Origin of the sequence: Citricoccus parietis (assembly GCF_042433045.1) — a bacterium.
Lineage (GTDB): Bacteria > Actinomycetota > Actinomycetes > Actinomycetales > Micrococcaceae > Citricoccus > Citricoccus parietis.
The window spans coordinates 15,377-40,476 of the sequence record NZ_JBHLWH010000038.1; the positions used below are offsets into that span (position 1 = coordinate 15,377).

The window sequence follows — 25,100 nt, forward strand, 5'->3', positions numbered from 1 at the left end:
ACCCTCACTACCCCACATGCCGACGGATCCGGAATTCAAGGCCCTTCCTGACCGCCGCCCACTCGGCCGCAACCACGGAGTAGACGGCAGTGTCGCGAACATAGCCATCGCGCTGGGCCTGCTGGCGGAGTACTCCGTCGAGCTTGGCGCCCAGCCGCTCGATAGCGGCGCGGGAAGGGCCGTTCATCCAGTCGGTCCGGAATTCGACGGCGGCCACACCCCACACGTCGAAGGCCTGAGTCATCATCAGTAGTTTCGACTCGGCGTTGGTTCCCGTGCCCGAGACGGAAGCGGCATTCCAGGTGGCGCCGATCTCCAGACGGGGGACGGTGTGGTCCACGTTCAAGAAGGTCGTCATGCCGATAAGGGCACCGTCGAACACCCGCCGCGTCGCGTAGGGAACCATCATGCCGGCCTCCTGCAAGTCCAGCCTCCGGTCGATCTCCGCCGCCATGCCCTCCGGCGTGGGAACGTTCGCGTACCACAGCTCCCATTGCCGCCCGTCCGCCACTGCCGTGCGCAAGCCTGGCGCGTGATCCACTGTCAGGGGTTCAAGGTCAACGAGCCGGCCGGTCATCGAAACCGGGCCGATGGTGCGTCTGGGCGTGGTCATGGGCCGATCCTAGTGTGATGCCGCCTGACCCCTCGGGGTTACACCGTCTCGCCACTGGCTAGACTCGATCCGTGCCTGTGACCCCTGCCGACCTCGACCGCGCTCAGCGTGCGCTGGCCGCTGCCCTGGACGGCTCCGGCCCTCCGGTCGAGTTCACCGAGGGCGGCCGGATCGTCCTCCGTCCCGATGCCGCGGATCCGGCGGCCGGCGGTGCCAGGGGGACGGTCGCCGTCGTGCGCACCTCCGGCTCCACCGGGACCCCCAAGCAGACCCTGCTGACGCGCGAGGCCCTGGCCGCCTCGGCCGCGGCGACCGCCAGCCGGATCGGCGGCGAGGGACAGTGGCTGCTGGCAGTGGGCCTGCACTACGTGGCCGGACTGGCCGTGCTCTCCCGCTCCATCGCGGCCGGAACCACCCCCGTCCCGCTGGCCCCCGGCCCGTTCAAGCCGCAGTCCTTCGTGGAGGCCGTGGACCGGATGGAACGCGGCACCGGCTTCCGCGCCCTGTCCCTCGTGCCCACCATGCTCTCCCGCCTCCTGGTGCCCGACGCCGGCCCGGGTGCCTCGAGCCCTTCTGGCGCCGGATTCGCCGGGGCCGCGGTGGATGCCCTCCGCACCTTCGACGCGATCCTCATCGGCGGCGCACGCCTCCCGGACCGGGTCCGGGAGGCAGCCGCCGACGCCGGCCTGCGGATCCATCTGACGTACGGCATGAGCGAGACCTGCGGCGGCTGCGTGTATGACGGCGTCCCCCTGGACGGGGTGACCGCGGACCTCGTCACCGACCCGGACGCGGACGCGGACGGCGGAGTCCACCCTGGTGTCCCCCGCCTGCGGCTGTCCGGCCCGATGGTCGCCGCCGGCTACTTCGACGACGCGGAACGTACCGCGGCGTACTTCGGTGCCGGCCCCGGCACCGGCCTCAGCGCTGGTCCCGATACCGGCACCGGCGCCCGCTGGTTCCTCACCGAGGACACCGGCACCGTGGAAGGGCCACCCGGCCGGCAGCACCTCACCGTGACCGGCCGCGTGGACGACGTCATCAACACCGGCGGCGTGAAGGTCTCGGCAGCGAGGGTCCAGCAGGTCCTCGAATCGCTGCCGGGTGTGCAGGCGGCCTTCGTCGGAGCGGTCCGCGACGACGAGTGGGGCCAGCGCGTGTGCGCCGCCGTGGCGGCGGGCCGGAGTCACCCGCCGTTCGACCAGGCCGCCGCCCGCGAGGCGATCCGTGCCCAGCTGGGACCGGCAGCGGTGCCCAAGCAGTGGCTGGTGCTCGAAGCCCTGCCGCTGCTGCCGAACGGCAAAACCGACCGGCAGGCCCTGCTCAACCGCTTCTCCACCTGACCCGCACCTGATCCCCACCGCTCCAGAACGTTCCAGAACCCCAGGAAGGTACCCACACCATGGCCACAGCCGCCCAGTGGATCGAGGGCGCGCGGTTGCGCACCCTGCCGATGGCGATCGCCCCGGTACTCATCGGCTCCGCCGCCGCCTTCGCACTGGACGGATTCCACCTGGGCAGGGCGGTGCTGGCCCTGATCGTGGCCCTGGCCCTGCAGGTCGGCGTGAACTACTCCAACGACTACTCGGACGGCATCCGCGGTACCGACGACGACCGCGTCGGCCCGCTGCGGTTGACCGGTTCCGGGGCGGCCCCGGCGCGCGCCGTCAAGGCGGCCGCGTTCTCCTGCTTCGGGGTCGCCGCCGTGGCCGGCCTCGGCCTCATCGCCTGGTCGGGCACCTGGTGGCTGGCCGTCGTCGGGGTCCTGGCCATCGTGGCCGCCTGGTACTACACGGGGGGCCAGAAGCCCTACGGATACCGGGGCCTCGGCGAGGTCTTCGTCTTCATCTTCTTCGGCCTCGTGGCCGTCCTCGGCACCACCTACACGCAGGCCCTGGCCGTGTCCGGCCCGGCGTGGGCCGGAGCCGTGGGCTGTGGGCTGGTCTCCACCGCCCTGCTCATGGCCAACAACGTCCGGGACATCCCGACCGACCGCCAGACCGGCAAGATGACCCTGGCCGCCCGGCTCGGGGACACCCCCGCCCGCTGGTCCTATGTGGTGATGGTGGCCGTGGCGATCGTGCTGCCGTTGTGCTTCACCGGCCAGTACCCGTGGCTGTGGCTCGTGGCGCTCACGGCCGCCGTGGCCGTCCGGCCCTCGATCACCATGATCCGCTCCACCGAGCGCCGGGACCTCATCCCGGTGCTCAAGCTGACCGGCATCCTGGGCCTGGTCTACGCGGTGCTGTTCGCCGCGGGGCTGGTGCTCTAAAGCTTCTCGTCGCTGCCGGGATCGAAGTACCGGCCCTCGGTGTAGGAGTCCTCGGCCTCCGCATCAGCCTGCTCGGACTTGAACTGCTCCCGCTTCCCGCGTCCCTCCCAGGCACTGGCCACATCACTGCCGGCGCCGGTGCGCAGGTCGTTGAAGAACAGGTACCCCGCGGCCAGCGCGATGACGGCCGCCGCGATCGTGGAGAAGATCCATCCGAGGCCGAGCAGCATGCAGGCGCCCCAGACCACGAAGAAGACGGCCAGGCGGATCACGGCATACTTGAAAACTCGCACCACGGCAGTCTACCGGGATCGGCCGGCAGCTGATCGGCCGGTTTAACCGTGGTGGCACCGGTCCGTAGACTGGAGCCATGCCCCGCTTCCTCATCCCCCTCGGCATCGTCGCCGCCGGCCTCATCATCTATTCGCTGATCGAGTGCCTGATGACCCCGCGCCACCAGGTGCGGGCCATGCCGAAGGCCGTGTGGATTCTGATCATCGTGCTGGTCCCGCTGGTCGGTGCGCTGCTGTGGCTCTTCCTGGGCCGGCGTCGCGGGTCCTCGAGCGGCGGTGGCACCGCCAGCGGCCCGGCGCGCCCCCAGCGCCCGCAATCCCCTGACGACGATGCGGCCTTCCTGCGCCAGCTCGACGTCCAGCGCAAGCAGGCCGCTCGCCAGGCCGAACTGGACCGCCGCGAAGCCGAGTTGAAGGCCCAGGAGAAGCGAAAGCCGAAGGACAACGGCACCGGCGAGTCCGGCGGGGCCAACACCCCCAAGCCCGACGGCGGCGCCGACCAGTCCTGACCCCCCGCCTCGGGTGCCCGGCACCGTGGCATGAACCGGGGCGTGAACCGCGATGGGGAGTTGTCCCCATCGCCGTGTCCCGTCATCGGTGCGAGGCTGAGGATCGTGGCACACGACATCCAGCCCGAAGGCATCCACTCCACCCTGGTCCGGGTGGCCGGAGACGGACAGATCCTGGACACGGCCGCCGTGGCGGCCCGCACGGCCGGGGATGACCTCTCCGGTGCCTTCGGCACGGCATCCACCGCGCAGACGGCCTTCTCCGGCTTCTGGACAGAGCGCTCCGGCACCGGTGAGCGCATCTCGAATCTGATCCTGCACCAAGCCTCCTGCGTGGCCGGCGCCGCCGATGCCTTCATCGAGTCCGACGGGATCATGAACTCCGATGGTCGCGCGGCCATGGGCTCCCTGGCGGACATCACCGCACCCGAGGACGAGGGGTGATCCGCAGACCATGACCCTTCCCGCACTGAAGACCTACCCGGCGGTCGAGTCCGCGTGGGACACGCTCAGCGATGCGGCCGCGGACCTGAAGACCGAGTCGAAGAACGTTCAGGAGTCCATGGCGGATGCCCAGGCCTCCTGGCAGGGGTTCCGAACGTGGTACCGGCATGATGGCACCGAGGACGCAGTGTGGACCGGGCTGGACGTCCTCGAGCCCCACGCCGAGGACTGGGCCTCCGCGCTCGCCTCCGCCAAGGACGCCATCGACGATTTCGTTGCCACCGGCCAGCCGTTGCAGACCGAGCGGGAGGACCTGGACCAGGAAGAACCTGGGCTGTCCTCACGGCGCAGCGCCGCCCTGTCCTCGGACGATGAGGCCGAGGTGGAGGAGGTCCGTGCGGCCATCCTGACCTTCAACGAGCGGGCCACCAGCCTGACGACCGATTGGGACAACGCCCAGGAGACCTTCGAGTCGGCGATCGGGGCCATCTCCATCGGCACCACGGATGGCTTGCCGGCCGTCAACGGCCCCCGGGATGAGGGCACCCTGAACTGGGCGGCCATGACCAGCGAGCTGGACGAGACGTTCGGCGAGCTTGATCCCCAGAGCATCTGGCGGGACCTGCGGGGACTGACCGAGGAAGAGCTGCGGGATTGGCTGGAGGCCAATCCGGAGGCAGCTCGGGCCCTGGCGGAGAACGAACTGCCGGGGAATCCGATCCCCGGTTCGGCCGAGGAGATCATGTCCGAGGCCATGGCGGACGACGCGCAGCTCAGCGAGGACGGCATCGCCGGCATCCGCGGGGCCTGGCTGGGCCTGGAGGACCACGAACGCGAGCGCCTGATGCTGTTGTTTCCGGCCGTCACCGGCAACCTCAACGGCATCCCGCTGGCCACCCGCGGGCGGACCAACCGGGTCACGGTGGCGGGGCTGCGGGAGCAGACGGCGGAGAAGCTGGCAGAACACCGGAAGAACAGGCCGCAGCACGCTCCCGGCAATGCCTACGAGCGTGGGCAGTGGGAGGACGAGGAGGCTCGTCTCGAGACTGTCCTGCAAGGCCTCACCCAGGCATGGGACGCGTACGGGCGAGACGAGTTCCCCGAGCCGGACCCGACTGCGGCCAGCAACCCTGATTCATACGTACTCCCGGGCTACTCCACGGTCTACGTCTCCACCGAGGGCCTCGGCCAGATCGCCACCATGCGGGGCGAGCCCTCCAGTGATACCGAGCGGGCCGTGACCTTCGTTCCCGGGACCAACTCCACCATCGCCAGCGTGGATCGCTACAACAGCGCCTTGGACGCGATGGACGGCGATGATTCGGAGGGCACGGTCTCCATCTACTGGCAAGGGTCCGACCTACCCCAGGACCTGATCCGGGACAATGCGACACCCCACTTCAACGAGCAGGGCGCACCCCGTCTCGCCGCCTTCGACCATGCCGCCGATCTGGAGATGTCCACCCAGCGGACCCGGGACGTGGACACGACCTATGTGGGCCACAGCGCGGGCGGTTCGTTGCTCGGCACGGCCGAACGCGAGGGACTGGACTCGACGAACATCGTCTACGTTGCACCCGCCGGGACCGGCCATGAGGTGTCCTCCCCGGACGACACCGAGAACGAATATGCCCACCGGTACCTCATCCAGACCAACGACGACCCGATTGCCGCCGCGCAGCTCCTCGGAGGAGGAGCCCATGGCGGGTCCTTCTGGGAGGGGTCCAACCCGGTCCAGCAGATGGGTGCCGTCCAACTGGAATCCGGGTTCTTGGGCAATGGATCCACGGTGATGAGGGGCCACACGGATTACTTCAAGCACGGGTCCACCTCCGCCGAGAACATCGCCGGCGTGGTGTACGGAGGGGAGGTCGCCCCTTACCTGGAACCGGAGATCCACACCACCTTCGGCTCCCCCTATCCGTACGTCGAATACCCGTTGGAGACGGACACGGACCACTACCGCGAGAACGGCATCCCGACGGTGCCGGTCCAGGACCTGCGCTGAGGGGTGCCATTCGCCGGCATGCAAGACTGAGAAACACCAGGCGACGAAACGGGACCGCACGATTCACATGGGTACAGGACACACAGGCCGCAACACCGCCATGCTGGCCCTCGTGGCCTTAGCACTGGCACTAGGGGGATGCATGAATCCGGAAGCCGACACCACCTCGGACTCCGAGACCCGTTCCGCCGAACAGGGCCGGGCCATGGAAGCGGAGATTCCGGATCTGGTGCGCGCCGCCGGTTGGGACTCCGTTGGACAGCTGGCCGAGAACAGTTGCCTCGGGGATCCCGATCCGGAGCAGGCCAGCCGCGAGACCCATTGGACGGGAGCCTCAGGTCGCGTCGGCGTCTCTCGGGAGGATGCCGAGAGCGCGGCTGAGCGGATTCAGGATGCGGCCGAGCGACGGGGTTGGGAACACCTGAAGCGGGGCAACACCGCGCCGAATTCGGAGAACCTCTACGCTGCGGCCAAGGGAGACCTGACACTGAACGTCACCTACACGTCCGGCACCGGCCGGCCGGGGCTTTCACTCCAGCTGTCGACGGAATGCCTGGAGATGCCCGCCGGCCACACGATGATCCGATCGGTGCTGGACCCGATGTATGGATCAGCCGACCCGCTGTACCCCAACGACGACCGCTCGAAGTTCACCAACGGAGAGCCGAAGCCCCTCCCGGGGCCGTCCGACGGTTCGCCCTCCGCGGGACACTGACCCCGCGCTTTCAGTCGACCTGGGGTGCGTGTTTCGCGAGGATACCCACCCCAAGTCGACTGAAAGGGGGGCTGCTACTCCGGGATGCCCGCGTAGGAGTGCAGCCCCGGGAAGTAGGTGTTGACGATGGTGAAGTTGAAGACCAGGCAGGCGAAGCCGATGATCGAGAGCCAGGCGGCCCGATCCCCGGTCCAGCCTCGGGTGGCGCGGGCGTGCAGGTAGCCGGCGTAGACCACCCAGATGACGAAGGTCCACACCTCCTTGGTGTCCCAGCCCCAGTAGCGGCCCCAGGCGGCCTCGGCCCAGATGGCACCGGCGATCAGGGTGAAGGTCCACATCACGAAGCCCACCGCGTTGATGCGGTAGGACCAGTTCTCGAGGCTGAAGGCGGACGGGACCAGGCGCATGAAGGCGGGCTTGCCCTCGCCCCCAGTCCGCAGACGGGCCTCGCGGCGGTGCTGGAGCAGCTGCAGCACGCTCATCGCGCAGGTCAGGCCGAACAGTGACGAGGCGAGCACGGCCACGGAGACGTGAATGACGATCCACGGGGACTGCAGGGCCGGCTGCAGATGCGCGATCGGGGTCGGGAAACCCATGGTGGCCGCGCACATCATGACCACGACCAGTCCCGAGACGAAGGTCCCCAGGAAGCGCAGGTCCTTCCGGATGAGGAACAGCAGGTAGACCGCGGCGACCAGCAGTGCGCCGGTGGTGCAGAACTCGTACATGTTGCCCCACGGCACCCTGTTGGCCGAGACTCCGCGGGCGATCACGGCGAAGGCGTGCAGCAGCACGCTGATGATCATCAGGGCCACGGCCACGTTGGCGGCCGGGCGCCGCGTGGTGCCCAGGTACGCCATGTCATCGTCCACGAGGTGCTGATCGGTGTTCTCCGCACCGGTCTTCTCCCCCGTCCCCCCGCGGCCCGTGACGGCCGAGGAGGAGCCGGCTGCCGGCTGCGTGCTCGCCTCTGTACTGGTCTCTGCGCTCGCTTCCTGGCTCACGACGCCGGCCCCCACCAGCTGCTCGCGGCGCTGCAGCGCCGCTGCAGAGGCGTCACGGGACGCGCCGGACTCGGCGGCCAGTTCGGCCTCGAGGGTGCGGATGGTCTTGGACGAGGTCGCCATGTCGATGGCGAACACGATGAAGGCCGCGGCGTAGACCAGCGCAGCGATCAGCATGAACAGGTCGCTGTAGCTGGCCAGCTGCAGGTTGATGGACTGCATGGGTTACTCCGGTCGGTTCTCGGTGGCGCCGGTGGTCCCGGCGGTGGATGATGCTGTCTGGCGGTTGCCGGAGTCGTCCTCCGGGGCGACCACGGGCCAGGTCTTCTCGAACTGGCGGCGCAGGGAGACGTTCTCCTCGCGCAGCCCGAAGTCCTCGCCGCGGGCGAGCAGGCCGTACTCCACCATGGTGGACCCGTCCGGGCCGGTGGCGCTACGGACCCACACACGGCGGCGGCGCACGAACAGGCTCACGCCCAGGGACACCAGGGCCAGGACGGCGAAGAAGCCGACGCCCCACTTGCCCGGATCGTGGTGGATGTCCAGGCCGACGTAGCGTTGGACGCCGTCGAAGCTGATGGAGCCCTTGCCCTCCGGCAGGTCGTAGGACTCCCCCGGGCTCAGCGTGATGCCGCCGGACTCGAGGTCCCGGTTGTTCAGCTCGGTGAGGTTGTCCGTGTCCAGCACGTATACGTTCTGCGGTTCGCCGTCGTCCAGACCGAGGTCGCCGTAGTACGAGTTCAGGTTCAGCTCGGGCTCGTACAGCTCCGGGTCGATCGAGACGGCCACGCCGTCCTCCCCGGTGTAGGCCGTCGGCAGGAAGAACCCGACGAAGCCCAGCTGCTCCGGCTGCGCGTCCGGGGCCTTGATGACCATCAGCGAGGTGTAGAGCTGGTCCTGGACCTGCGCGACGACGGGTCCCTGGAACGCGATGTCCCCGTTGCCGTCCCGGACGGTGACCTCCGGCGCGTAGCCGTTGCCGACGAGGTAGACGCGGGTGCCGCCGATGTCGAACGGGTGGTTGACCTTCAGGTCCTGCTGCGTCGCCTCGCCGCCGGTCCCCTCCTGGACGGTCATGTGCGCGGTGAAGTCCAGGGGCTGGCCGTAGTGGGTCTCCGACTCACGGTCGAACACCGCCTCGAAGCCGTCCAGGGTCATCGAGAACGGCTCCAGCCGGTCCTCGGAGAAGGCGCTGCCGGGGGTGAAGGAGTCATAGGCCACGAGGGTGTTGGCGAAGCCCTCTCCCTCCACGATGATCTTCTGCCCCGAATAGCTCAGCAGGCCGCCGACGGCCATGAAGGCCAGCACGCCGATGAGGGACAGGTGGAAGAAGATGTTGCCGATCTCCCGGACATAGCCGCGCTCGGCACCCACGGAAGCGCCGCCGTCGGGCTCCTCGCGGACGTCCGTGCGGTAGCCGCGCTTCTTCAGGATCCGTGCGGCCTGGGCCACCGCGTCCCGCGGGGACGGCCCGGTGGACTCGAGGACCACCTTGCCGTACTCGGGCAGGCGGTTCAGCCGGCGCGGGGTCCGCGGCGGGGCGGAGCGCAGGTCCTTGGCGTGCTTGGCGGCGCGCGGCACCACGCAGCCGATGAGGGAGACGAACAGCAGGATGTAGATGGCGGAGAACCAGACGGACGAGTACACGTCGAACATCTGGAAGCGGTCCAGCCATTCACCCTGGACGGGGTTGTCCTTGAGGTACTGGTTGACGATCTCCGGGCCGGCCGGGCGCTGCGGGAACAGGGATCCGGGCACGGCGGCCACGGCCAACAGCAGCAGGAGCATCAGCGCGGTGCGCATGGAGGTCAACTGCCGCCAGGCAAAGCGCAGGGACTCCTTGAAGCCCAGCGCGGGGACGGCAACATCCCTGCGGTCTTCACGCTGGCGGGTCGTCCGGTCCGACTGGGCCTCCTCGGCCCGGGTGGCCCGCACGTTGTCTTCTTGACTCAAATCGGCAGCCTCACTTCGTTGGCGAACCAGGTCTGCAGCTGAACGACCCAGGAGTTCCACAGCCCGGACACCATCAGCGCGCCGAGCACGATCAGCAGCCCGCCGCCGAAGCGCATCACGGCCACCCGGTGCCGGCGGAAGAAGGCCATGGCACCCATGCCGCGGCGCAGGCCGAGGGCGATGAGCAGGAACGGCAGGCCCAGGCCCAGGCAGTAGATGAAAGCCAGCAGCGCGCCCTTACCCGGATTGGTGGACCCGGCGGTGGACATGGCGAGGACGGCAGCCATGGTCGGGCCGATGCAGGGGGCCCAGCCCAAGCCGAAGGTCACGCCGAGCACCGGGGCACCCCACAGCCCGGCCTTGGGCTGGAGGTGCAGGCGGCGGTCCTGCTGCAGCCGGTCGAGCCCGCCCATGAACACCACGCCCAGGACCATCACCACCACGCCGAGCACGCGGGTCAGCCATTCGCCGTCCCCCTGCAGCCAGATGGTGACCTGGGAGAACACGATTCCCACGAGCACGAACACCGCGGAGAAACCCAGGACGAACAACGCGATGCCGAGGAGCATCCGTCCGCGCTTCTGGTCCTGCAGATCCGCCCCGGTCAGCCCGGTCACGTAGCCCAGGTAGCCCGGCACGAGCGGCAGCACGCACGGCGAGAGGAAGGAGACGAGACCGGCCAGCAGGGCGATGGGCATGGCCAACAGCATCGAGCCGTCCATGACGATCTCGGCGAAGGGATTGTTGACGGTGGTGGTGCCGGTGGCGGTGGTGATGGCGGCCTGCAGCATCGGGCGGCTCAGGCCTGCTCGTCGGCAGGATCGGCCGGTTCGTCGACAACGGTGGCGATCAGAGTCTTGAGGGTGGAACGCTCCGCGACCCCGAGGATGCGGGCCGAGACGCGGCCCTGGCGATCCAGGACGATCGTGGTGGGCACGGCCTGCGGCGGCACATAGTCCGTCATGGCCAGCAGCACCTGGCCGCCGCGGTCCTCCAGCGAGGGGTAGGTGATCCCGAAGTTCCGCTCGAAGGCCTCGGCGGTGCCGGCGGTGTCCCGCACGTTCACGCCCACGAACCGCACGCCCTGCGGCTCCCACTCCTCATGCAGGGACTGCAGGTCCGGAGCCTCCACGCGGCACGGGGCGCACGCCGCGTACCAGAAGTTCAGCACCACGGGCTCCCCGAGCCAGTCCGCAGAACTGACGGATTCACCGGAGAAGGCGGTGGACGTGAACTGCACGGGTTCGCCGCGGTCCTCGGCGGCGATCTCCAGGACGGAGCCGTCACCGGCGATGTAGTTCTTGCCGTCCGCGTTCCCCGCCTGGGCGGCCAGGGGGTCCTCGGTGGAGCAGGCCGCCAGCAGCGGCAATGCTGCCAGCCCGGCGAGTCCGGCCAGCACGTTCCGCCGGCTCGGGCCGGTCCCGGATCGGGGACCGGAGCCGTGGGCTGGTCGGTGCTGATGTGGAACGGTCATGGCAGCTCGGATACTCCAGTGGGGATTGGGCGTCCGTTGGATTCTACCGCCTGTAGTAGACGCGGGTGGAATCCGCCGGGACGAACGGTGATTTCGCTTCTGCCACATCGAGAGGACATGGCCCCTGGAGGTCCGCGGGGGGCAATGTCCTCTCGATGTCGCAGATCGCCCCGCTGGCCGACGCAGCCGGCGTGGCGCGGGCGGCGAGGTGGCGCGTCAGGCGCCCGGCAGGTTGGAGGCGTGGGCCAGCAGGGCGGCGTTGGGCTCCCGGTACTCCACCCGCGGGACGGACTGTCCCCGTTCGAAGTGCAGGGAGGTGACGGAGGTCAGGGTGCACTCGCGCTGGCGCGGATCGTGCCAGAGCGGCCTGCCCTCGGCCGAGAGCCGGGTGACCCAGATGGGCAACTGGTGCGAGACGACGATCGCCTCGGCGCCCTCGCCCCCGAGTTCCACGGCCCGGTCACGCAGCTCGAGGATGCCCTCGCTCATCCGGCTCACCTGGGATCGGTACGGCTCACCCCAGGAGGGGCGCAACGGATTGAGCAGGAAGGGCCAGTGGCGCGGCTTCCAGAGCTGCCTGGCCACCCGCGAGTCGCCCTCGAAGTGGTTCGTGGCCTCGATGAACCGGTCATCGATGCCCGGCTCCAGAGACAGGGCCTGGCCGATGGGGGCCGCCGTCTCCCGAGCGCGCTGCAGAGATGAGGAGACGAGCAGGGCCGGCGTCCGGCCGGACGCGCGAGCCTCACCGGCGAACCAGTCGCCGATGTCCGCCGCCATCCGGTGCCCGAGTTCAGAGAGGTGGTAACCGGGGATACGACCGTAGAGGACCCTGTCCGGGTTGTGGACTTCTCCATGGCGGACAAGGTGGACGGTCGCGGAAGGCATGAGTCCATACTGTCAGAATCGGGCGATAGCGTTGACCCAAGACCATTCGACCCGAGAGTCCCGCAGGAAGGGCCCGCCATGAACGAGCAGCATCCCGAACACCCCGAGCAGCCTGACGAGCCCCAGCAGCCGGGTCAGCCGGGTCAGCCCCGGGACGATCGCCCCCAGTACGGCATCCGCCTGACGCCGGAGCAGCAGGCCGAGCACCAGGCCCGGCTGAGTCAGGCCCAGCAGGAACGGCAGGGCCAGCAGGGCCAGCAGGGCCAGCAGGGCCAGCAGGGCCAGCAGGGCCAGCAGGGCCAGCAGGGCCAGCATCCGGCCCCGCCCTACGGGCAACCGCCGCAGGGCCAGTCCCCTTACGGCCAGCCGCCGCAGGGGCAGAACGCCTACGGCCAAGCTCCCTACGGCCAGGCTCCCTACGGGCAGCACCCTCAGGGCTACTCCCCCTACGGTCAGCCGCCGGTCAACCAGCCCGGCACGGGGTACGGCTACCCGGGTCAGGGCGTCCCGCAGCAGCTGGGTCCGATCACCAAGCCGAGCACGATCGACCGGTCCTACTGGCTGATCCTCACGGCCGGCCTCGCGTTCCTGGTCATCGAGCTGCTCGCCCTGTTCTCGCCGAACATGGGGCTGACGCCGGAGATGCTGGACCTCTACCAGGAGCAGATGGATGCGGCCGGCCTGGCGATCGAGATGGAGTCATTCCTGGCCTCGGTACGCATCTTCGCCGTGGTCTTCACGGCGCTCATGGTGGTGCTGTACTGGCTGATCGCCACCGGCATCCGCCGCGGTTCCAACGTGGCCCGGATCTTCGGCACCATCCTCGCCGTGCTCTCCCTGACCTCCGCCTTCGGCCCCGGCCTCATCTACGTGGCCCTGGGCGTCGCCGGAATCGTCTTCGCCTACCTGCGCCCCTCCAGCGAGTACCTCCGCGCCAAGGCGTGGGAGAAGGCCATGCGCCGCTAAACCTCCCCGCACCTCCCGGTCATCCACGCCGGCCGCGCTTTCTACTGCCGCAGCTCGGCCTGGTGGAAGGCCAGGATCTGCAGTTCGGTGGACAGGTCCACGGCACGCACCGTCACCCCGCGGGGCACCACCAGGTCCACGGGGGCGAAGTTCAGCAGCCCCCGGATCCCCGCCGCCACCAGACGGTCGGCCACGGTCTGCGCGACGCCGGCCGGCACCGCCATGATCGCCAGCCTCGCCTCGGACTCGGCGACACTTCCCTCCAGCTCCTCGAGCGGACGGACCACCACGGAACCGCGCCGTTGCCCGACCAGGCGGGGGTCGGCGTCGAGCACGGCGCACAGGCGCATCCCGCGCTCTCCGAAGCCGGCATATCCGGCCAGTGCCGAGCCGAGGTGCCCGGCACCCACCAGGACCACGGGTTGGTCCTCCACGAGGCCCAGGGCACGGCTGATGGCCTGTTGGAGCGCGGCCACGGGATAGCCGACCCCGCGGCGGCCCAGCTGGCCCAGGCTGGACAGGTCCCGGCGCAGCACCGCCGGGCTGACCCCGGTGTGCCGGGCCAGGTCGGTGGAGGACACCCGGACGGTCCCGGCCCGGGCCAACCCGGCCAGGGCGCGCAGGTAGCCGGGCAACCGGGACACGGTGGGCCGGGAGAGGCCGGAACCCGGCCCCCGGCCGTGCCTGTTGCCGAGGCCGGCTCCGTCGCCGCTCATGGCCGGGCCGCGGTCAGCATCCGCTCCAGGCGGACCGGGTCGATGCGCCAGAAGTCCCGCTGCACGCCGTCCACCATCAGGACGGGGATCTCCTCGGCATGCCGCTCGGCCAGATCCGGACGCCCGGCGATGTCCACGGCCTGCCAGTCCACCCCGAGCCGGCCACAGACCTCCTCCACCACGGCCAGGGCGTCCGCACACAGGTGACAGCCGTCCTTGACGAGTAGCTCGACGGCGGGGACGGCGCTGCGGGTGGAACGGGGTGCCGGCGGGGGCTGCATGTCAGTCATCGGCTCCATCGTAGGCCCGGCGGAGGTTCACCAGTTCCAAGCGGCTTAAACAGCTCCGGGGCCGTCCTGCCTTGCGGCGGGACGGCCCCGGATGAAGCGAAACCTCGCGGTGAAGCGCCTACTTCTTGTTGCGGCGCTGGTGACGAGTCTTGCGCAGTTGCTTGCGGTGCTTCTTCTTGGACATCCGCTTGCGGCGCTTCTTGATCACTGAACCCATAGGGAAACCTCTTGTGTGGTTGGTGAATCCGCAACAGACGCCTGTTGAAGATCCGTACATCTTTGGTCAAAAACGTTCCCTAACACCTTACCCTGCACTCGGGTGTGGCAACGAACCGGGAACATCGGCCGGCGTCAGGACCGGCCAGAAAGCCGCACAGGGGCCGGCAGACATCGGGTGTGGCAGGCGAGGTCAGGGGTGCTGGCCATCCGTTCCGGTGGCCCGGTGGTCCGTGGCGCCGGTCTGCAGAATCTGCTCGACGGCGGACTCAGGCACCCGGTAGGAACGGCCGAAACGCACAGCGGGGAGCTCGCCGGCATGGATCATCCGGTAGACGGTCATACGGGACACACGCATCATCTCGGCCACTTCTGTGACCGTCATGAAGCGCGTGTCGGCGAAGTTACCGGCATCAACCACTTGCGTTCCCCATTTCCACTGCCTTGCTTCGAACTGTCTCGATCTGGCGGCCCAGTACATCTGCCGCGCCAGGCGTGGCATTCTCAGACATCCTATCGAACACACGGTGAACTCGTGTCACCACATGCACACCCACAGAGCATACAACGGCGTGTCAGTCGAACCAGGGATCCAGCCCATGATAGGGAAAGATCTCCTTCCGGGTTGCCATGATGGTCTGGTCGACGGGGTCTGAGGGATCGTAGCCGACCTCCCAGGAGCGCCACCAGACATCCACCCCGTCTGACATGGTGTCCGGGATCCCCGCCATCTCCTCACCCGGTCCCAACCCGGCAGCCCGTGCGGCGTAGTCGCGCCAGGCCTGCGGGATGACCGTGCTGGTCCGGAGGGGCTGTCCGGTGGCTGCGGCCACCAGATGCGTCCAGGTCCGCGGGACCACGGAGAAGGGGCTGTAGCCACCGCCCCCGGTGGCCAGCCATCGGTCCCCGGCGAAGTCGCGGGCCCAGTCGGAGGCGTCCAGTGCCAGTTGGCGCTGGCCCTCCACGGACATCCTCAGATTCGTCAGGGGATCCTCCCCGTGGCCGTCGCAACCATGCTGGGTGACCAGTACCTGCGGGTCGAAGGCCCGGAGCAGCTGCGGGACCACGGCGTGTGTGGCCCGTAGGTAGCCGGCATCACCGGTGCCCGGCGGGAGCGCCACGTTGACGGCGGAGCCGAGCGCCTCGGGCCCGCCGGAGTCGTTCGCGAAGCCGCTCCCCGGGAACAGGGAGATGCCGGTCTCGTGGATGGAGATGGTCAGCACGCGCGGGTCGTTCCAGAAGATGGACTCGACGCCGTCACCGTGATGGGCGTCCAGGTCCACATAGGCGACCCGCTGAGCCCCTCGATCGAGCAGCCGCTGGATGGCCGCGGCGCAGTCGTTGTAGATGCAGAATCCGCTGGCCTTGCCACGGCCCGCATGATGGAGCCCTCCGGCGAAGTTCACGGCGTGCAGGACCTCCCCCGTCCAGATGGCCTCGGCCGCCGCCACGGAGCCGCCCAGGATCCGGGCTGAGGCCTCGTGGATGTGGGGGAACACCGGATTGTCGTCAGTGCCCAGCCCCCGCTCCAGGTCCTCGGCCACCTCGCCCGTGCTGACGGCACGGACGGCGCGGATGTACTCGGGATCGTGGACAGAGGCCAAGACCTCGTCAGAGGCCACCTCGGGCTTGATGAGGCCCACTCCGGGCCGGTCGAGCACGCCGAGTGCCTGAGACAGCCGGTGAGTCAGGTCAAGGCGCACCGGCGCCATGGGGTGGGCGGTGCTGAACTTGTAGCCCAGCAGCGCCTCGTCCCAGACCACGGCCGTGGCCGTCGAGGGACGGCCGGCGGGGGCCGGGACGGGAGCGGCCCTGGGGGCGGGACTGGACTCGGCGCTCGGATCGGTACCTGGATCGGCACCTGGCACGGTGCCGATCGCGTCGTTCGGTGTGTTGGTCATCACCACACAGACTATGCTTCCGGCGTCAACACCGGCACGTGATGACGTCATGGACCGGATCTCACACCGGATGGTGGATGATGGGATCGTTCGTGACCAGGGACGGAACAGGCGGAACAGAAGGGACGTGATCACCGGCGCATGACCCGGCACCAACGCATCCCCCGTCCCCGCCCCCTGTCTCGTTCCCTGCCCCGGCCCCAGGCCCGCCGAAAGACCGGAGGCCGGATCCCGACGCCGTCGGGCGGCCGCGCGGCCCGCCCGCCCTCCGCTCTGCGCAGGGCCCTGTCCCCCCGGGTCGGCCCCCCGTCCGGCGGTCCGGACCGCTCCGGGCTCCGCGAGGTGCTCGAGCGCCTCCGGCTGTTCGTCTCCACGGTGGCCGGAGCGTCACCGGCACGGGCCGCACTGCTGGCCTTCGCCGTCGTCATCCTGGTGTTCACCGCCCTGCTGTCCCTGCCGTTCGCCTCGAGGTCGGGGCGCATCACCGCCTTCCACGACGCCCTGTTCGTGGCGACCTCCGCGGTCTCCGTCACGGGGTTGACGCCGGTGAACACGGCGGAGCACTGGAGCTTCGCCGGACAGCTGGTCATCCTCGTGGCCATGCAGATCGGCGGACTGGGGATCCTCTCCATGGCGGCGCTGCTGACGCTGGCCGTGTCCAAGCGGCTGGGCGTGCGGTCCAAGCTGATCACGCAGGAGGGCATGACCACCGGCAGGATCGGTGAGGTCGGTGCCCTGCTGCGCGTGGTGGTCGGCACCACGTTCTTCTTCGAGGCGGTCCTGGCGGTGGTGCTCGTCCCCCGGTTCATGGTGCACACCGGCTCCTGGGGTGACGGCCTGTGGAACGGGATCTTCTACTCGGTCTCCGCCTTCAACAACGCCGGCTTCACCCTCCACACGGACGGGCTCGAATCCTTCATGCACGACCCGTGGATCATCTGGACCCTCATGGCCGGGGTCTTCGCCGGCGCCCTGGGCTTCCCGGTGGTCATGGTGCTGATGCAGCAGCGCTGGCGGTGGTCGCGGTGGAACCTGCACACCAAGCTGACCGTCACCACCACCACCGCCCTGGTGCTCGGCGGGGCCCTGCTGATCGGGGTCTTCGAGTGGTCCAACCCGGCCACGCTCGGGCAGTTCGGGGTGGCCGAGCGCCTCCAGTACTCGCTGTTCGGCTCGGTGATGTCCCGGTCCGGGGGTTTCTCCGTCTATGACATCAACGAGCAGTCGCCCGAGACCCTGCTGCTGACGGACGCCCTGATGTTCGTGGGCGGCGGTTCGGCGTCCACCGCCGGCGGCATCAAGGTCACCACCCTGGCGGTGATGTTCCTGGCGATCGTGGCCGAGGCCCGCGGCGACCGGGAGGTCACCGCCCACGGTCGCACCATCACCCCGGGTTCGGTCCGCGTGGCCATCTCCGTCCTCGCCCTGGGCGCCACCCTCATCCTGGTCGGCACCATGGCCCTGGTGGCCATCAGCGACGAGTCCCTGCAGCGCCCACTGTTCGAGGTGCTCAGCGCGTTCGGCACCTGCGGGCTGACCACGGGGCTGACGGCCGAGCTGCCGCCGTCAGGCAAGTACGTGCTGACCGTCCTGATGTTCGCCGGCCGTGTTGGTACGATCACCTTCGCGTCCGCGCTGGCCCTGCGTCAGCGCCGCATCCTGTTCCGGTACCCCGAGGAAAGGCCGATCATTGGCTGAGAACCGTCCGGATCCCCATGCCCCGGTGCTGCTGATCGGCCTGGGCCGCTTCGGTTCCGCCGTGGGCGAGCAGCTGGTGGCCCAGGGCCGCGAGGTCATGGCGATCGAGCGCGATGCGGCCCTGGTGCAGAAGTTCGCGGGCACGCTGACGCACGTGGTCGAGGCGGACGCCACCGACCTCCAGGCGTTGCGCCAGCTCGGCGCCCAGGAGTTCGCCACCGCCGTGGTGGGCGTGGGCACCTCGATCGAGTCCTCCGTGCTCATCACCGTGAACCTGGTGGATCTGGGCGTGGAGCACATCTGGGTCAAGGCCATCACCCCGGCCCACGGCAAGATCCTGCGCCGGATCGGCGCGCACCACGTGATCTTCCCGGAGCACGACGCCGGCGTCCGGGCCGCCCACCTGGTGGGGGGGCGCATGCTGGACTTCATCGAATTCGACGACGACTTCGCGATCGTCAAGATGTACCCGCCGGCGGAGGCCGTGGGCTTCACCCTGGCCGAGTCGGACATCCGCGCCAAGTACGGGGTGACGATCGTGGGCGTGAAGACCCCGGGCGAGGACTTCACCTACGCGCAGCCGGACACCAAGGTCGGGCCGCGGGACACGCTCATCGTCTCCGGGCACACCGACCTGCTGGAGCGCTTCGCCTCCCGACCCTGAGAGTCAGGACCCGTATTCGCGGCTCATCGCCTGACCGCGGGCGGCGGAGGCCTGCATGCCGCGGGCGATCAGGTCGGCGAGCCCGGCGTCCAGGAACGAGTTGACCGCGGCCTCCGTGGTGCCGTTGGGGCTGGTCACCGCCCGGCGCAGCGCCGCCGGGTCCACCTCCGGCTCCGCGAGCATCCGTCCGGCCCCGGCGACAGTGGCCCGGGCCAGGTCCTTCGCCAGGTCCTCGTCCAGGCCCATGCCCGCTCCGCCGGCGGCCATCAACTCGGCCAGCAGGAAGGCGTAGGCGGGCCCGGAACCGGAGACGGCGGCCACCGCGTCGAGCTGGGACTCCTCGACCTGGTACACCGAACCCGAGCCACGGAAGAGCCCGGCGGCCAGGTCCACGTGGTGCTCGGTCACGGCGGTCCCGCCGGCCAGCCCGACCACGCCCATGCCCACCGTCAGGGGCGTGTTCGGCATGGTCCGCACCACCGGCTGCCCGTCGGGAAGGTTCGCCTCCATGGCCGCCAGCGGGATCCCGGCGGCCACGGACACCACCACGGTGCCGGGGCGCAGGGCGCCGTCGATCTCCCGGCACAGGGCTAGGATGTCCTTCGGCTTGACCCCCAGGACCACGATGTCCGCCCCCGCGGCCGCGGTACGGTTCGCCTCGGGATCGGACTCGATGGCAGCCACGGTGACCCCGTAGCGCTCCTGGTTCTCCCGGGCCCGCTCGGCGGAGTGGCCGGTGGCGCGCACCGAGGCGGCGTCCGTTCCGGCGGCGAGCATCCCGGCCAGGATGGCGCCGTTCATGTTCCCGAGTCCGAGCAGGGCGATCTTCATGGAAGGGGGGACCTTTCGACGGTGTCTTGATCTTCATCTGGTCCGGAGGCGGAGCGGGCGGCCCCGGCGGCGAGGTGGTGGCGGGCGAACTCGAGCGAGTAGACGAGCATCTCCTCGCGCTCCCCGGCGTATTTCGTCTTGCGGGTGCCGACCTCCACGCACACGGCGCCGTCCCAGCCGGCTTCCCCGAGGTATTCGATGCACTCGGCCACGGGCTGGTCCCCGTCACCGGGGAGCATGTGCTCGTCCTTACCGTTGGCGGTGCCATCCGTGAGGTGGACATGGCGCAGCCGGTCGCCGAGGGTGCGGAACGCGTCGAGCGAGTTCTCCTGGGCGATGGCGGCGTGGGAGAAGTCCCAGATGACGTAGTCGTAGTCCTCCGGCACCGGGTCCCAGTGCGGCAGGTACATCGTGGCCTCGCGGCCACCGGCGCGCCACGGGTACATGTTCTCCACACAGATCTGCACTCCCGTGGCGTCCATGATCTGCCGGATGCCCTCGGCGAAGCCCGAGGCGTAGTTGCCCTGCCACCGGAACGGCGGGTGGGCCACCACCACCTCGGCTCCGACCTCACGGGCGAGGTCCGCGCTCTTGGCCAGCTTGTTCCAGGCCGAACCCCACACCTGCTGGGTGAACAGCAGCGTCGGGGCGTGGATCGAGTGGATCGGCATGCCGTGCTTCTCGGACAGCCGGTTCAGCTTCACGGGGTCCTGGGACCACGCGTTGTGCGTGACCATGACCTCCACCCCGTCGTAGCCGAGGTCCTCGGCCATCGCGAACACGTCCTGCGTGCCCAACGGGAACACGGAGGACGAGGACAGGGTCACCGGGATCTCAGCCGGTCCAGTCACTGGTCACCCCCACGGAGAAGCCGGGCAGCATCGGGTCCGGGTTGAGGTAGACGTTCCCGACGCCCGGGGTGGTCTCCCGTCCCAGGATGCCCTCCTGGACCAGGGCGTCCAGCCGGCGCATGATGAGTCCCTCGCGCAGGGCCCAGGGGCAGATCTCCACCTGGGTGACGCCGAACGCGTCCATCGCGGCCTCCGCCACCATGCCGCCGGCGAGCATCTGGGCCGCCCGCACCTCGGACACCCCGGGCAGCCCGGCCCGTTCCCTGGCCGTCATCGCGGCCATCCGGTTGACCCACAGCGTGAGGTCCTCTCGCCGTAGGTGTCGCTTGACGAACGGCCCGGCGGCCAGGGGTGCCGCGCCGGTGATGCGGGCGAGGGAACGGAAGGTCTTCGAGGTGCCGGTCACCAGCACGGGCGCCGTCATCAGCGGGAATCCCTCGGCCGCCTCGGCTATCGCAGCCTTGATGTGTTTGCGCAGTTTCTTGGTGGACTTCGGCGTGGGCGGGTCCGCGGGCAGCCAGTCCCGGGTCAGCCTCCCGGCTCCGAGCGGGATGGACACGGCGTAGCTGGGCAGCTCATCCGTGCCGTAGGCGATCTCGAAGGAGCCACCGCCGATGTCGAAGTTCAGGATCGAGCCGACGTCCCAGCCCTGCCAGCGGCGCACCGCGAAGTACGTCATCGCGGCCTCCTGATCGCCGGAGAGCTCGGTGAGGTACACCGAGGTCTCCCGGGTGACCCGCTCCAGCACCGCCGCGCCGTTGCCGGACTCCCGGATGGCGGAGGTGCAGAACGCGATCATGTCCTCGGCACCGTTCGCCACGGCGAAGGCGACCGCCTCCCGAATGAAGGTCACCAGCGCATCCTGGCCGGAGTCCTTGATGCGTCCGTCCTCATCCTGGTGGTCGAGCAGGGACAGGGACCGTTTGTGGTCGGCGAACGCCGAGGGACGCGCGCCGGGGTGCGCGTCCACCAGCAACAGGTGGACGGTGTTCGAACCGATGTCCAGCACACCCAGGCGCATGGTGTCTGCCTTCTTCTTCCGCTACTTCTTGCCCGACGTGGCAGCACCGGACGTGGACTTCGAGCGCGCGGCCGGCTTGCGGGCCGGCTTCTTCGCCGGCCCCTTGGCACGCTTGTCCGCCAGCAGCTCATAGGCCTGCTCGGCCGTCAGCGACTCCGGGTCCATGTCCCGCGGCACGGTGATGTTCGTCTCGCCGTCCGTGACGTAGGGACCGAAGCGGCCGTCCTTGACCACCACCTTCTTGCCCGACGTCGGATCCTCGCCGAATTCGGCCAGCGGCGGCTTCGCTGCCCCGCGTCCGCGCTGCTTGGGCTGGGCGTAGATGGCCAGGGCCTCCTCCAGCGTGATCGTGAAGATCTGCTCCTCGGACTCGAGGGACCGCGAGTCCGAGCCCTTCTTCAGGTACGGGCCGAAGCGGCCGTTCTGCACGGTGATGTCCACGCCTTCAGCGTCCTGGCCGAGCACGCGGGGCAGGCTCATCAGCTTCAGGGCGTCCTCGAGGGTGACGGTCTCGATGGACATGGACTTGAACAGGGATCCGGTGCGCGGCTTCTCCTTGGCCGGCTTCTTCTTCGGCTTGGGCTTGCCGTTCTTGTAGTACTCGGTGGGCTGGGCCTCCATCCAGGCCGCCAGCTCCTCCTCGTTCATCTCGTGGATGACCTCGGTGACGTAGGGGCCGAAGCGGCCGTCCCGGGCCATGATGGTGCGCCCGGTCTCCGGGTCGGTCCCGAGCTCACGCTCGGACGGGCCGGCGGTCGCGAAGAGCTCCTCGGCCTTCTCCGCGGTCAGCTCGTCCGGGGGCAGGTCCTCGGGGACGTTGGCGCGTTCCGGGTCGGTGCCTTCCGGGGAGCCCGCCGGGATGTCCTTCTCCAGGTAGGGGCCGAACTTGCCCACGCGCAGCGTGATGCCCTCGGCCACCGGGATGGAGTTCACGGCGCGGGCATCGATGTCCCCGAGGTTGTCCACCACGGCCTTGAGGCCTTCGGCAGTGGACTCGGCACCGAAGTAGAAGTGCTGCAGCCAGGCCTCACGCTGGAGCTCGCCGGCAGCGATCCGGTCCAGGTCGTCCTCCATCCTGGCGGTGAAGTCGTAGTCGACGTACTTGCCGAAGTGCTCCTCGAGCAGCCGGATCACGCTGAAGGCCGTCCAGGACGGGACCAGGGCGCTGCCGCGCTTGGTGACATACCCGCGGTCCATGATCGTGGAGATCGTCGGGGCGAAGGTCGAGGGACGGCCGATCTCCCGCTTCTCCAGCTCGGCCACGATCGAGGCCTCCGTGTACCGCGGCGGCGGGGAGGTCTCATGGCCGGAGGCGATGACGTCCTTCCCCGTGAGGGACTCGCCCGAGGCCACCTCGGGCAGGCGCTTGTCCTTGCCGTCCTTACCGTCGCTGCCGGCGCCGCCAGCGCCACCGGAGGCGCCCTCGGCGGGTTCGGAGCCGGCGTCGCGCCCCTCCTCGTAGGCCGAGAGGAAACCGGGGAAGGTGATGACGGTGCCCGAGGCGCTGAACCCGGCCAGCCGGCCGGCCATCTCGCCGGAGGAGGCGGTCTCCAGCGCGGTGCCCGTGAGCCTGATGGTGGCGGTGTAACCCTTGGCGTCGGCCATCTGGGAGGCGATGGTGCGCTTCCAGATCAGCTCGTAGAGGCGGAACTCGTCCCCCCGAAGGGCACCGGAGACCTGCCCGGGGGTGCGGAAGGAGTCACCGGCGGGGCGGATGGCCTCGTGGGCCTCCTGCGCCGAGTCGTTCTTCGCCTTGTAGACCCGCTTGGCCTGTGGGATGGAGTCCGGTCCGTAGAGCTCGGTGGCCTGCCGGCGGGCCGCGGTGATCGCCTCGTCCGAGAGCATCACCGAGTCGGTACGCATATAGGTGATGTAGCCGTTCTCATACAGCCGCTGCGCCACCTGCATGGTCACCCGCGAGGAGAACCGCAGCTTGCGGGAGGCCTCCTGCTGCAGCGTGGAGGTGGTGAACGGGGCGGCCGGCCGGCGCGTGTAGGGCTTGTCCTCGACCGAGTCGACGGTGAAGGTGGCTCCCTGCAGCCCTGCGGCCAGGGCGGTGGCCGTGGCCTCGGTGAGGGTGGCGACCTTGCCGGCGGCGGACTTCTTGAGCTGGCCGCGGTCGTCGAAGTCGCGTCCGGTGGCCACACGCTGACCGTCCACCGAGTTCAGGCGCGCGGTGAAGGACTCGCCGGCACCCTTGCCCTCGTGGGCGGTGAAGGTGCCGTCCAGGTCCCAGTACGACGCCGGCACGAACGCCATGCGCTCGCGCTCGCGTTCGACGACCAGGCGGGTGGCGACGGACTGCACGCGGCCCGCGGACAGGCCCTGACGGACCTTGCGCCACAGCACCGGGGAGATCTCGTAGCCGAAGAGCCGGTCGAGGATGCGCCGGGTCTCCTGGGCGTCCACCAGGTCCGCATCGATCTCGCGGACGTTCTCGAGACCGCGGGCGATGCCCTCCTTGGTGATCTCGGTGAAGGCCATCCGGTACACGGGGACCTTCGGCTTGAGCTCCTGCAGCAGGTGCCACGCGATGGCCTCGCCCTCGCGGTCGGCGTCCGTGGCGAGGTAGAGGGCGGAGGCGTCCTTGAGCAGCCGCTTGAGGTCGGCCACGCGCTTCCGCTTGTCCGGGTAGACCACGTAGTACGGGTCGAAGCCGTTGGTGGTGTCCACGGCGAACTTGCCGTAGGGGCCCTTCTTCATGTCCGCCGGAAGGTCGGACGGCTGCGGAAGGTCCCGGATATGACCCGCCGATGCGTCCACCACCCATCCTTCGCCGAGGTACTTGGCGATGGACTTGGACTTGGCGGGGGACTCCACGATGACCAGTTTCGTTCCGTCACCGGAGGAGGTGGTCTTCTTGGACGTCTTCTCAGACACTCGGGCTCCTTTTCGTCGCCGGGCGGGGAACAGGTCCACTGGGCCCGGCTGGCCCAATGGATGGCCGCCTGTGACTTCCAGGCGGACCGCCCGGTGCCCTACTAATGTAACGGCACCGCGCCCTCGGTCCTCGACCGTCGGCGCGCCCCGGGCTCCCGATCAGGCGTGACCGGGGGTTTCCGGGGCCGAGTCTGCCAGAACGGAGACGAGGTAATACACGCGTTCGGCGTCCACCGAGCGCTCGGAGGCGGGGTTGAGCTCTTCGAACTCGTCGATCAGCTCGGCGAGACGGCGCTGGAACTCGGCGCGCTGCTCCGCGTTGACGAACACCATGCCGGTGGACAGCACCGGGGGCCGGCGCCGGCCGGGCTCGGGGACGCCGATGTCCCGTCCGTCCAGGGGCGCGTTGGCGTCCCGAGCGGTGGCCACGGCCTCCTCCGCCGCCTGGCGCAGGAGCTTGTCCTCGGCCTCGCGGCGGGCCACCTCCTTCATGATCCGGTCCCGGAAGGTGTTCAGCTGGACGTCGATGAACGCCTGCTTGGAGGCCGGGGTGTGGTTCAGGGAGTCGACGAGCAGCGAGTAGCCGGCCGCCTTCCAGCGCCGCTCACGGCCGTCCCCCTCCGAGGGGGAACGCTCCACGAAGCCGTATTTCTCCAGGGCTCGCAGGTGGTAGCTCATGGCCGAGGGGGTCAGTCCGCACCGGGAGGCCAGTTCGGTGGCGGTCCGGGTGGACTGCGAGGCGTAGAGCTCCTCCAGCGCCTCCAGCCGCGCCTCGTGGGCCAGGGCCCGGATGGCCTGGGGATCGGAGATGACCACCGGCCGTCGGGCGGCCGGCACCGTTCCGTTCCCGGGGCTCGGAGCGGTGTCTAGTTCAGTCATGGACCAAGATTCTAGGC

26 protein-coding genes are annotated in these 25,100 nt (G+C 69.5%); 9 read left to right on the top strand and 17 right to left on the bottom strand.

Annotated features, from left to right (window positions below; translation table 11 throughout):
* Window positions 1-7: 7 nt before the first annotated feature.
* The gene (locus ACFFIO_RS12725; protein ID WP_378042300.1) at window positions 8-613 is read right to left on the bottom strand and encodes a GNAT family N-acetyltransferase; all 606 of its coding nucleotides are present in this window, start codon (window positions 611-613) and stop codon (window positions 8-10) included.
* 71 nt (window positions 614-684) lie between these two features.
* Here ACFFIO_RS12725 and ACFFIO_RS12730 point away from each other — a divergent pair, with 71 nt between their 5' ends.
* The gene (locus tag ACFFIO_RS12730) at window positions 685-1,956 is read left to right on the top strand and encodes an AMP-binding protein (protein ID WP_378042302.1); all 1,272 of its coding nucleotides are present in this window, start codon (window positions 685-687) and stop codon (window positions 1,954-1,956) included.
* A 59-nt stretch (window positions 1,957-2,015) separates the two neighbouring features.
* Complete coding sequence (locus ACFFIO_RS12735) at window positions 2,016-2,885, top strand: 1,4-dihydroxy-2-naphthoate polyprenyltransferase (protein WP_378042304.1); 870 nt, start codon at window positions 2,016-2,018, stop codon at window positions 2,883-2,885.
* Here the strand turns inward: ACFFIO_RS12735 and ACFFIO_RS12740 are convergent.
* Window positions 2,882-3,178 (bottom strand): DUF4229 domain-containing protein, encoded by a 297-nt coding sequence (locus ACFFIO_RS12740; protein ID WP_378042305.1) that lies wholly within the window; start codon window positions 3,176-3,178, stop codon window positions 2,882-2,884. The two genes, ACFFIO_RS12735 and ACFFIO_RS12740, sit on opposite strands and share 4 nt — an antisense overlap.
* 77 nt (window positions 3,179-3,255) lie before the next feature.
* Between ACFFIO_RS12740 and ACFFIO_RS12745 the strand changes: the two genes are divergently transcribed.
* The 4 genes from ACFFIO_RS12745 to ACFFIO_RS12760 all read left to right on the top strand — a co-directional run bounded on the left by ACFFIO_RS12745 (window position 3,256) and on the right by ACFFIO_RS12760 (window position 6,854).
* Window positions 3,256-3,687, top strand: coding sequence for a PLD nuclease N-terminal domain-containing protein (locus tag ACFFIO_RS12745; RefSeq protein WP_378042306.1), 432 nt, complete (start codon window positions 3,256-3,258; stop codon window positions 3,685-3,687).
* Window positions 3,688-3,792: 105 nt separating this feature from the next.
* Window positions 3,793-4,131, top strand: coding sequence for a hypothetical protein (locus ACFFIO_RS12750; RefSeq protein WP_378042308.1), 339 nt, complete (start codon window positions 3,793-3,795; stop codon window positions 4,129-4,131).
* Window positions 4,132-4,141: 10 nt separating this feature from the next.
* Entirely contained in the window at window positions 4,142-6,139 is a 1,998-nt protein-coding gene (locus ACFFIO_RS12755; RefSeq protein WP_378042310.1) for an alpha/beta hydrolase, read from the top strand.
* Window positions 6,140-6,281: 142 nt separating this feature from the next.
* On the top strand, window positions 6,282-6,854 hold the full coding sequence (locus ACFFIO_RS12760; RefSeq protein WP_378042311.1) for a hypothetical protein: 573 nt from the start codon (window positions 6,282-6,284) through the stop codon (window positions 6,852-6,854).
* A gap of 74 nt (window positions 6,855-6,928) precedes the next feature.
* Here the strand turns inward: ACFFIO_RS12760 and ccsB are convergent, their stop codons facing one another.
* The 5 genes from ccsB to ACFFIO_RS12785 all read right to left on the bottom strand — a co-directional run bounded on the left by ccsB (window position 6,929) and on the right by ACFFIO_RS12785 (window position 12,170).
* Entirely contained in the window at window positions 6,929-8,080 is a 1,152-nt protein-coding gene (gene ccsB / locus ACFFIO_RS12765; RefSeq protein WP_378042313.1) for a c-type cytochrome biogenesis protein CcsB, read from the bottom strand.
* Window positions 8,081-8,083: 3 nt separating this feature from the next.
* Window positions 8,084-9,811, bottom strand: coding sequence for a cytochrome c biogenesis protein ResB (resB, locus tag ACFFIO_RS12770; protein ID WP_378042315.1), 1,728 nt, complete (start codon window positions 9,809-9,811; stop codon window positions 8,084-8,086).
* The gene (locus ACFFIO_RS12775; RefSeq protein WP_378042317.1) at window positions 9,808-10,602 is read right to left on the bottom strand and encodes a cytochrome c biogenesis CcdA family protein; all 795 of its coding nucleotides are present in this window, start codon (window positions 10,600-10,602) and stop codon (window positions 9,808-9,810) included. Before ACFFIO_RS12775 ends, resB begins: the two co-directional genes overlap by 4 nt.
* An 8-nt stretch (window positions 10,603-10,610) precedes the next feature.
* Window positions 10,611-11,285, bottom strand: coding sequence for a TlpA family protein disulfide reductase (locus ACFFIO_RS12780; protein ID WP_378042318.1), 675 nt, complete (start codon window positions 11,283-11,285; stop codon window positions 10,611-10,613).
* A 216-nt stretch (window positions 11,286-11,501) separates the two neighbouring features.
* Window positions 11,502-12,170, bottom strand: coding sequence for a histidine phosphatase family protein (locus ACFFIO_RS12785; protein WP_378042320.1), 669 nt, complete (start codon window positions 12,168-12,170; stop codon window positions 11,502-11,504).
* A gap of 78 nt (window positions 12,171-12,248) precedes the next feature.
* Between ACFFIO_RS12785 and ACFFIO_RS12790 the strand changes: the two genes are divergently transcribed.
* On the top strand, window positions 12,249-13,136 hold the full coding sequence (locus ACFFIO_RS12790; protein ID WP_378042321.1) for an MATE family efflux transporter: 888 nt from the start codon (window positions 12,249-12,251) through the stop codon (window positions 13,134-13,136).
* 41 nt (window positions 13,137-13,177) lie between these two features.
* Here ACFFIO_RS12790 and ACFFIO_RS12795 read toward each other — a convergent pair whose 3' ends face one another.
* The 5 genes from ACFFIO_RS12795 to ACFFIO_RS12815 all read right to left on the bottom strand — a co-directional run bounded on the left by ACFFIO_RS12795 (window position 13,178) and on the right by ACFFIO_RS12815 (window position 16,259).
* Window positions 13,178-13,852 carry a redox-sensing transcriptional repressor Rex gene (locus ACFFIO_RS12795; RefSeq protein ID WP_378042323.1) on the bottom strand — a complete coding sequence of 225 codons (675 nt, stop codon included), beginning with the start codon at window positions 13,850-13,852 and terminating at the stop codon, window positions 13,178-13,180.
* On the bottom strand, window positions 13,849-14,133 hold the full coding sequence (locus ACFFIO_RS12800) for a glutaredoxin family protein (protein WP_378042404.1): 285 nt from the start codon (window positions 14,131-14,133) through the stop codon (window positions 13,849-13,851). The genes ACFFIO_RS12795 and ACFFIO_RS12800 overlap by 4 nt, the downstream gene beginning before the upstream one ends.
* A gap of 127 nt (window positions 14,134-14,260) precedes the next feature.
* A complete protein-coding gene (locus ACFFIO_RS12805) occupies window positions 14,261-14,359 on the bottom strand; it encodes a 30S ribosomal protein bS22 (protein ID WP_009882927.1) in 99 nt (32 codons plus the stop codon).
* Between the two features lie 192 nt (window positions 14,360-14,551).
* Entirely contained in the window at window positions 14,552-14,743 is a 192-nt protein-coding gene (locus tag ACFFIO_RS12810) for a helix-turn-helix domain-containing protein (protein ID WP_378042406.1), read from the bottom strand.
* Between the two features lie 190 nt (window positions 14,744-14,933).
* A complete protein-coding gene (locus ACFFIO_RS12815) occupies window positions 14,934-16,259 on the bottom strand; it encodes an acetoin utilization protein AcuC (RefSeq protein WP_378042325.1) in 1,326 nt (441 codons plus the stop codon).
* A 141-nt stretch (window positions 16,260-16,400) separates the two neighbouring features.
* Between ACFFIO_RS12815 and ACFFIO_RS12820 the strand changes: the two genes are divergently transcribed.
* Entirely contained in the window at window positions 16,401-17,957 is a 1,557-nt protein-coding gene (locus ACFFIO_RS12820) for a TrkH family potassium uptake protein (protein WP_378042326.1), read from the top strand.
* A complete protein-coding gene (locus ACFFIO_RS12825; protein WP_115932016.1) occupies window positions 17,950-18,621 on the top strand; it encodes a potassium channel family protein in 672 nt (223 codons plus the stop codon). The genes ACFFIO_RS12820 and ACFFIO_RS12825 overlap by 8 nt, the downstream gene beginning before the upstream one ends.
* 3 nt (window positions 18,622-18,624) lie before the next feature.
* On the opposite strand, the gene proC is transcribed toward ACFFIO_RS12825, so the two are convergent.
* The 5 genes from proC to ACFFIO_RS12850 form a co-directional block, all read right to left on the bottom strand.
* Window positions 18,625-19,452 carry a pyrroline-5-carboxylate reductase gene (proC, locus tag ACFFIO_RS12830; RefSeq protein ID WP_378042327.1) on the bottom strand — a complete coding sequence of 276 codons (828 nt, stop codon included), beginning with the start codon at window positions 19,450-19,452 and terminating at the stop codon, window positions 18,625-18,627.
* Complete coding sequence (locus ACFFIO_RS12835) at window positions 19,449-20,303, bottom strand: sugar phosphate isomerase/epimerase family protein (protein WP_378042328.1); 855 nt, start codon at window positions 20,301-20,303, stop codon at window positions 19,449-19,451. Before ACFFIO_RS12835 ends, proC begins: the two co-directional genes overlap by 4 nt.
* Window positions 20,287-21,324 carry a Ppx/GppA family phosphatase gene (locus tag ACFFIO_RS12840; protein ID WP_378042330.1) on the bottom strand — a complete coding sequence of 346 codons (1,038 nt, stop codon included), beginning with the start codon at window positions 21,322-21,324 and terminating at the stop codon, window positions 20,287-20,289. The genes ACFFIO_RS12835 and ACFFIO_RS12840 overlap by 17 nt, the downstream gene beginning before the upstream one ends.
* Before the next feature lie 21 nt (window positions 21,325-21,345).
* Window positions 21,346-24,204: a type I DNA topoisomerase gene (gene topA, locus ACFFIO_RS12845; RefSeq protein WP_378042332.1), complete on the bottom strand. Its 2,859-nt coding sequence runs from the start codon at window positions 24,202-24,204 to the stop codon at window positions 21,346-21,348.
* Between the two features lie 159 nt (window positions 24,205-24,363).
* On the bottom strand, window positions 24,364-25,083 hold the full coding sequence (locus ACFFIO_RS12850; RefSeq protein WP_378042333.1) for an ArsR/SmtB family transcription factor: 720 nt from the start codon (window positions 25,081-25,083) through the stop codon (window positions 24,364-24,366).
* Between the last annotated feature and the right edge of the window lie 17 nt (window positions 25,084-25,100).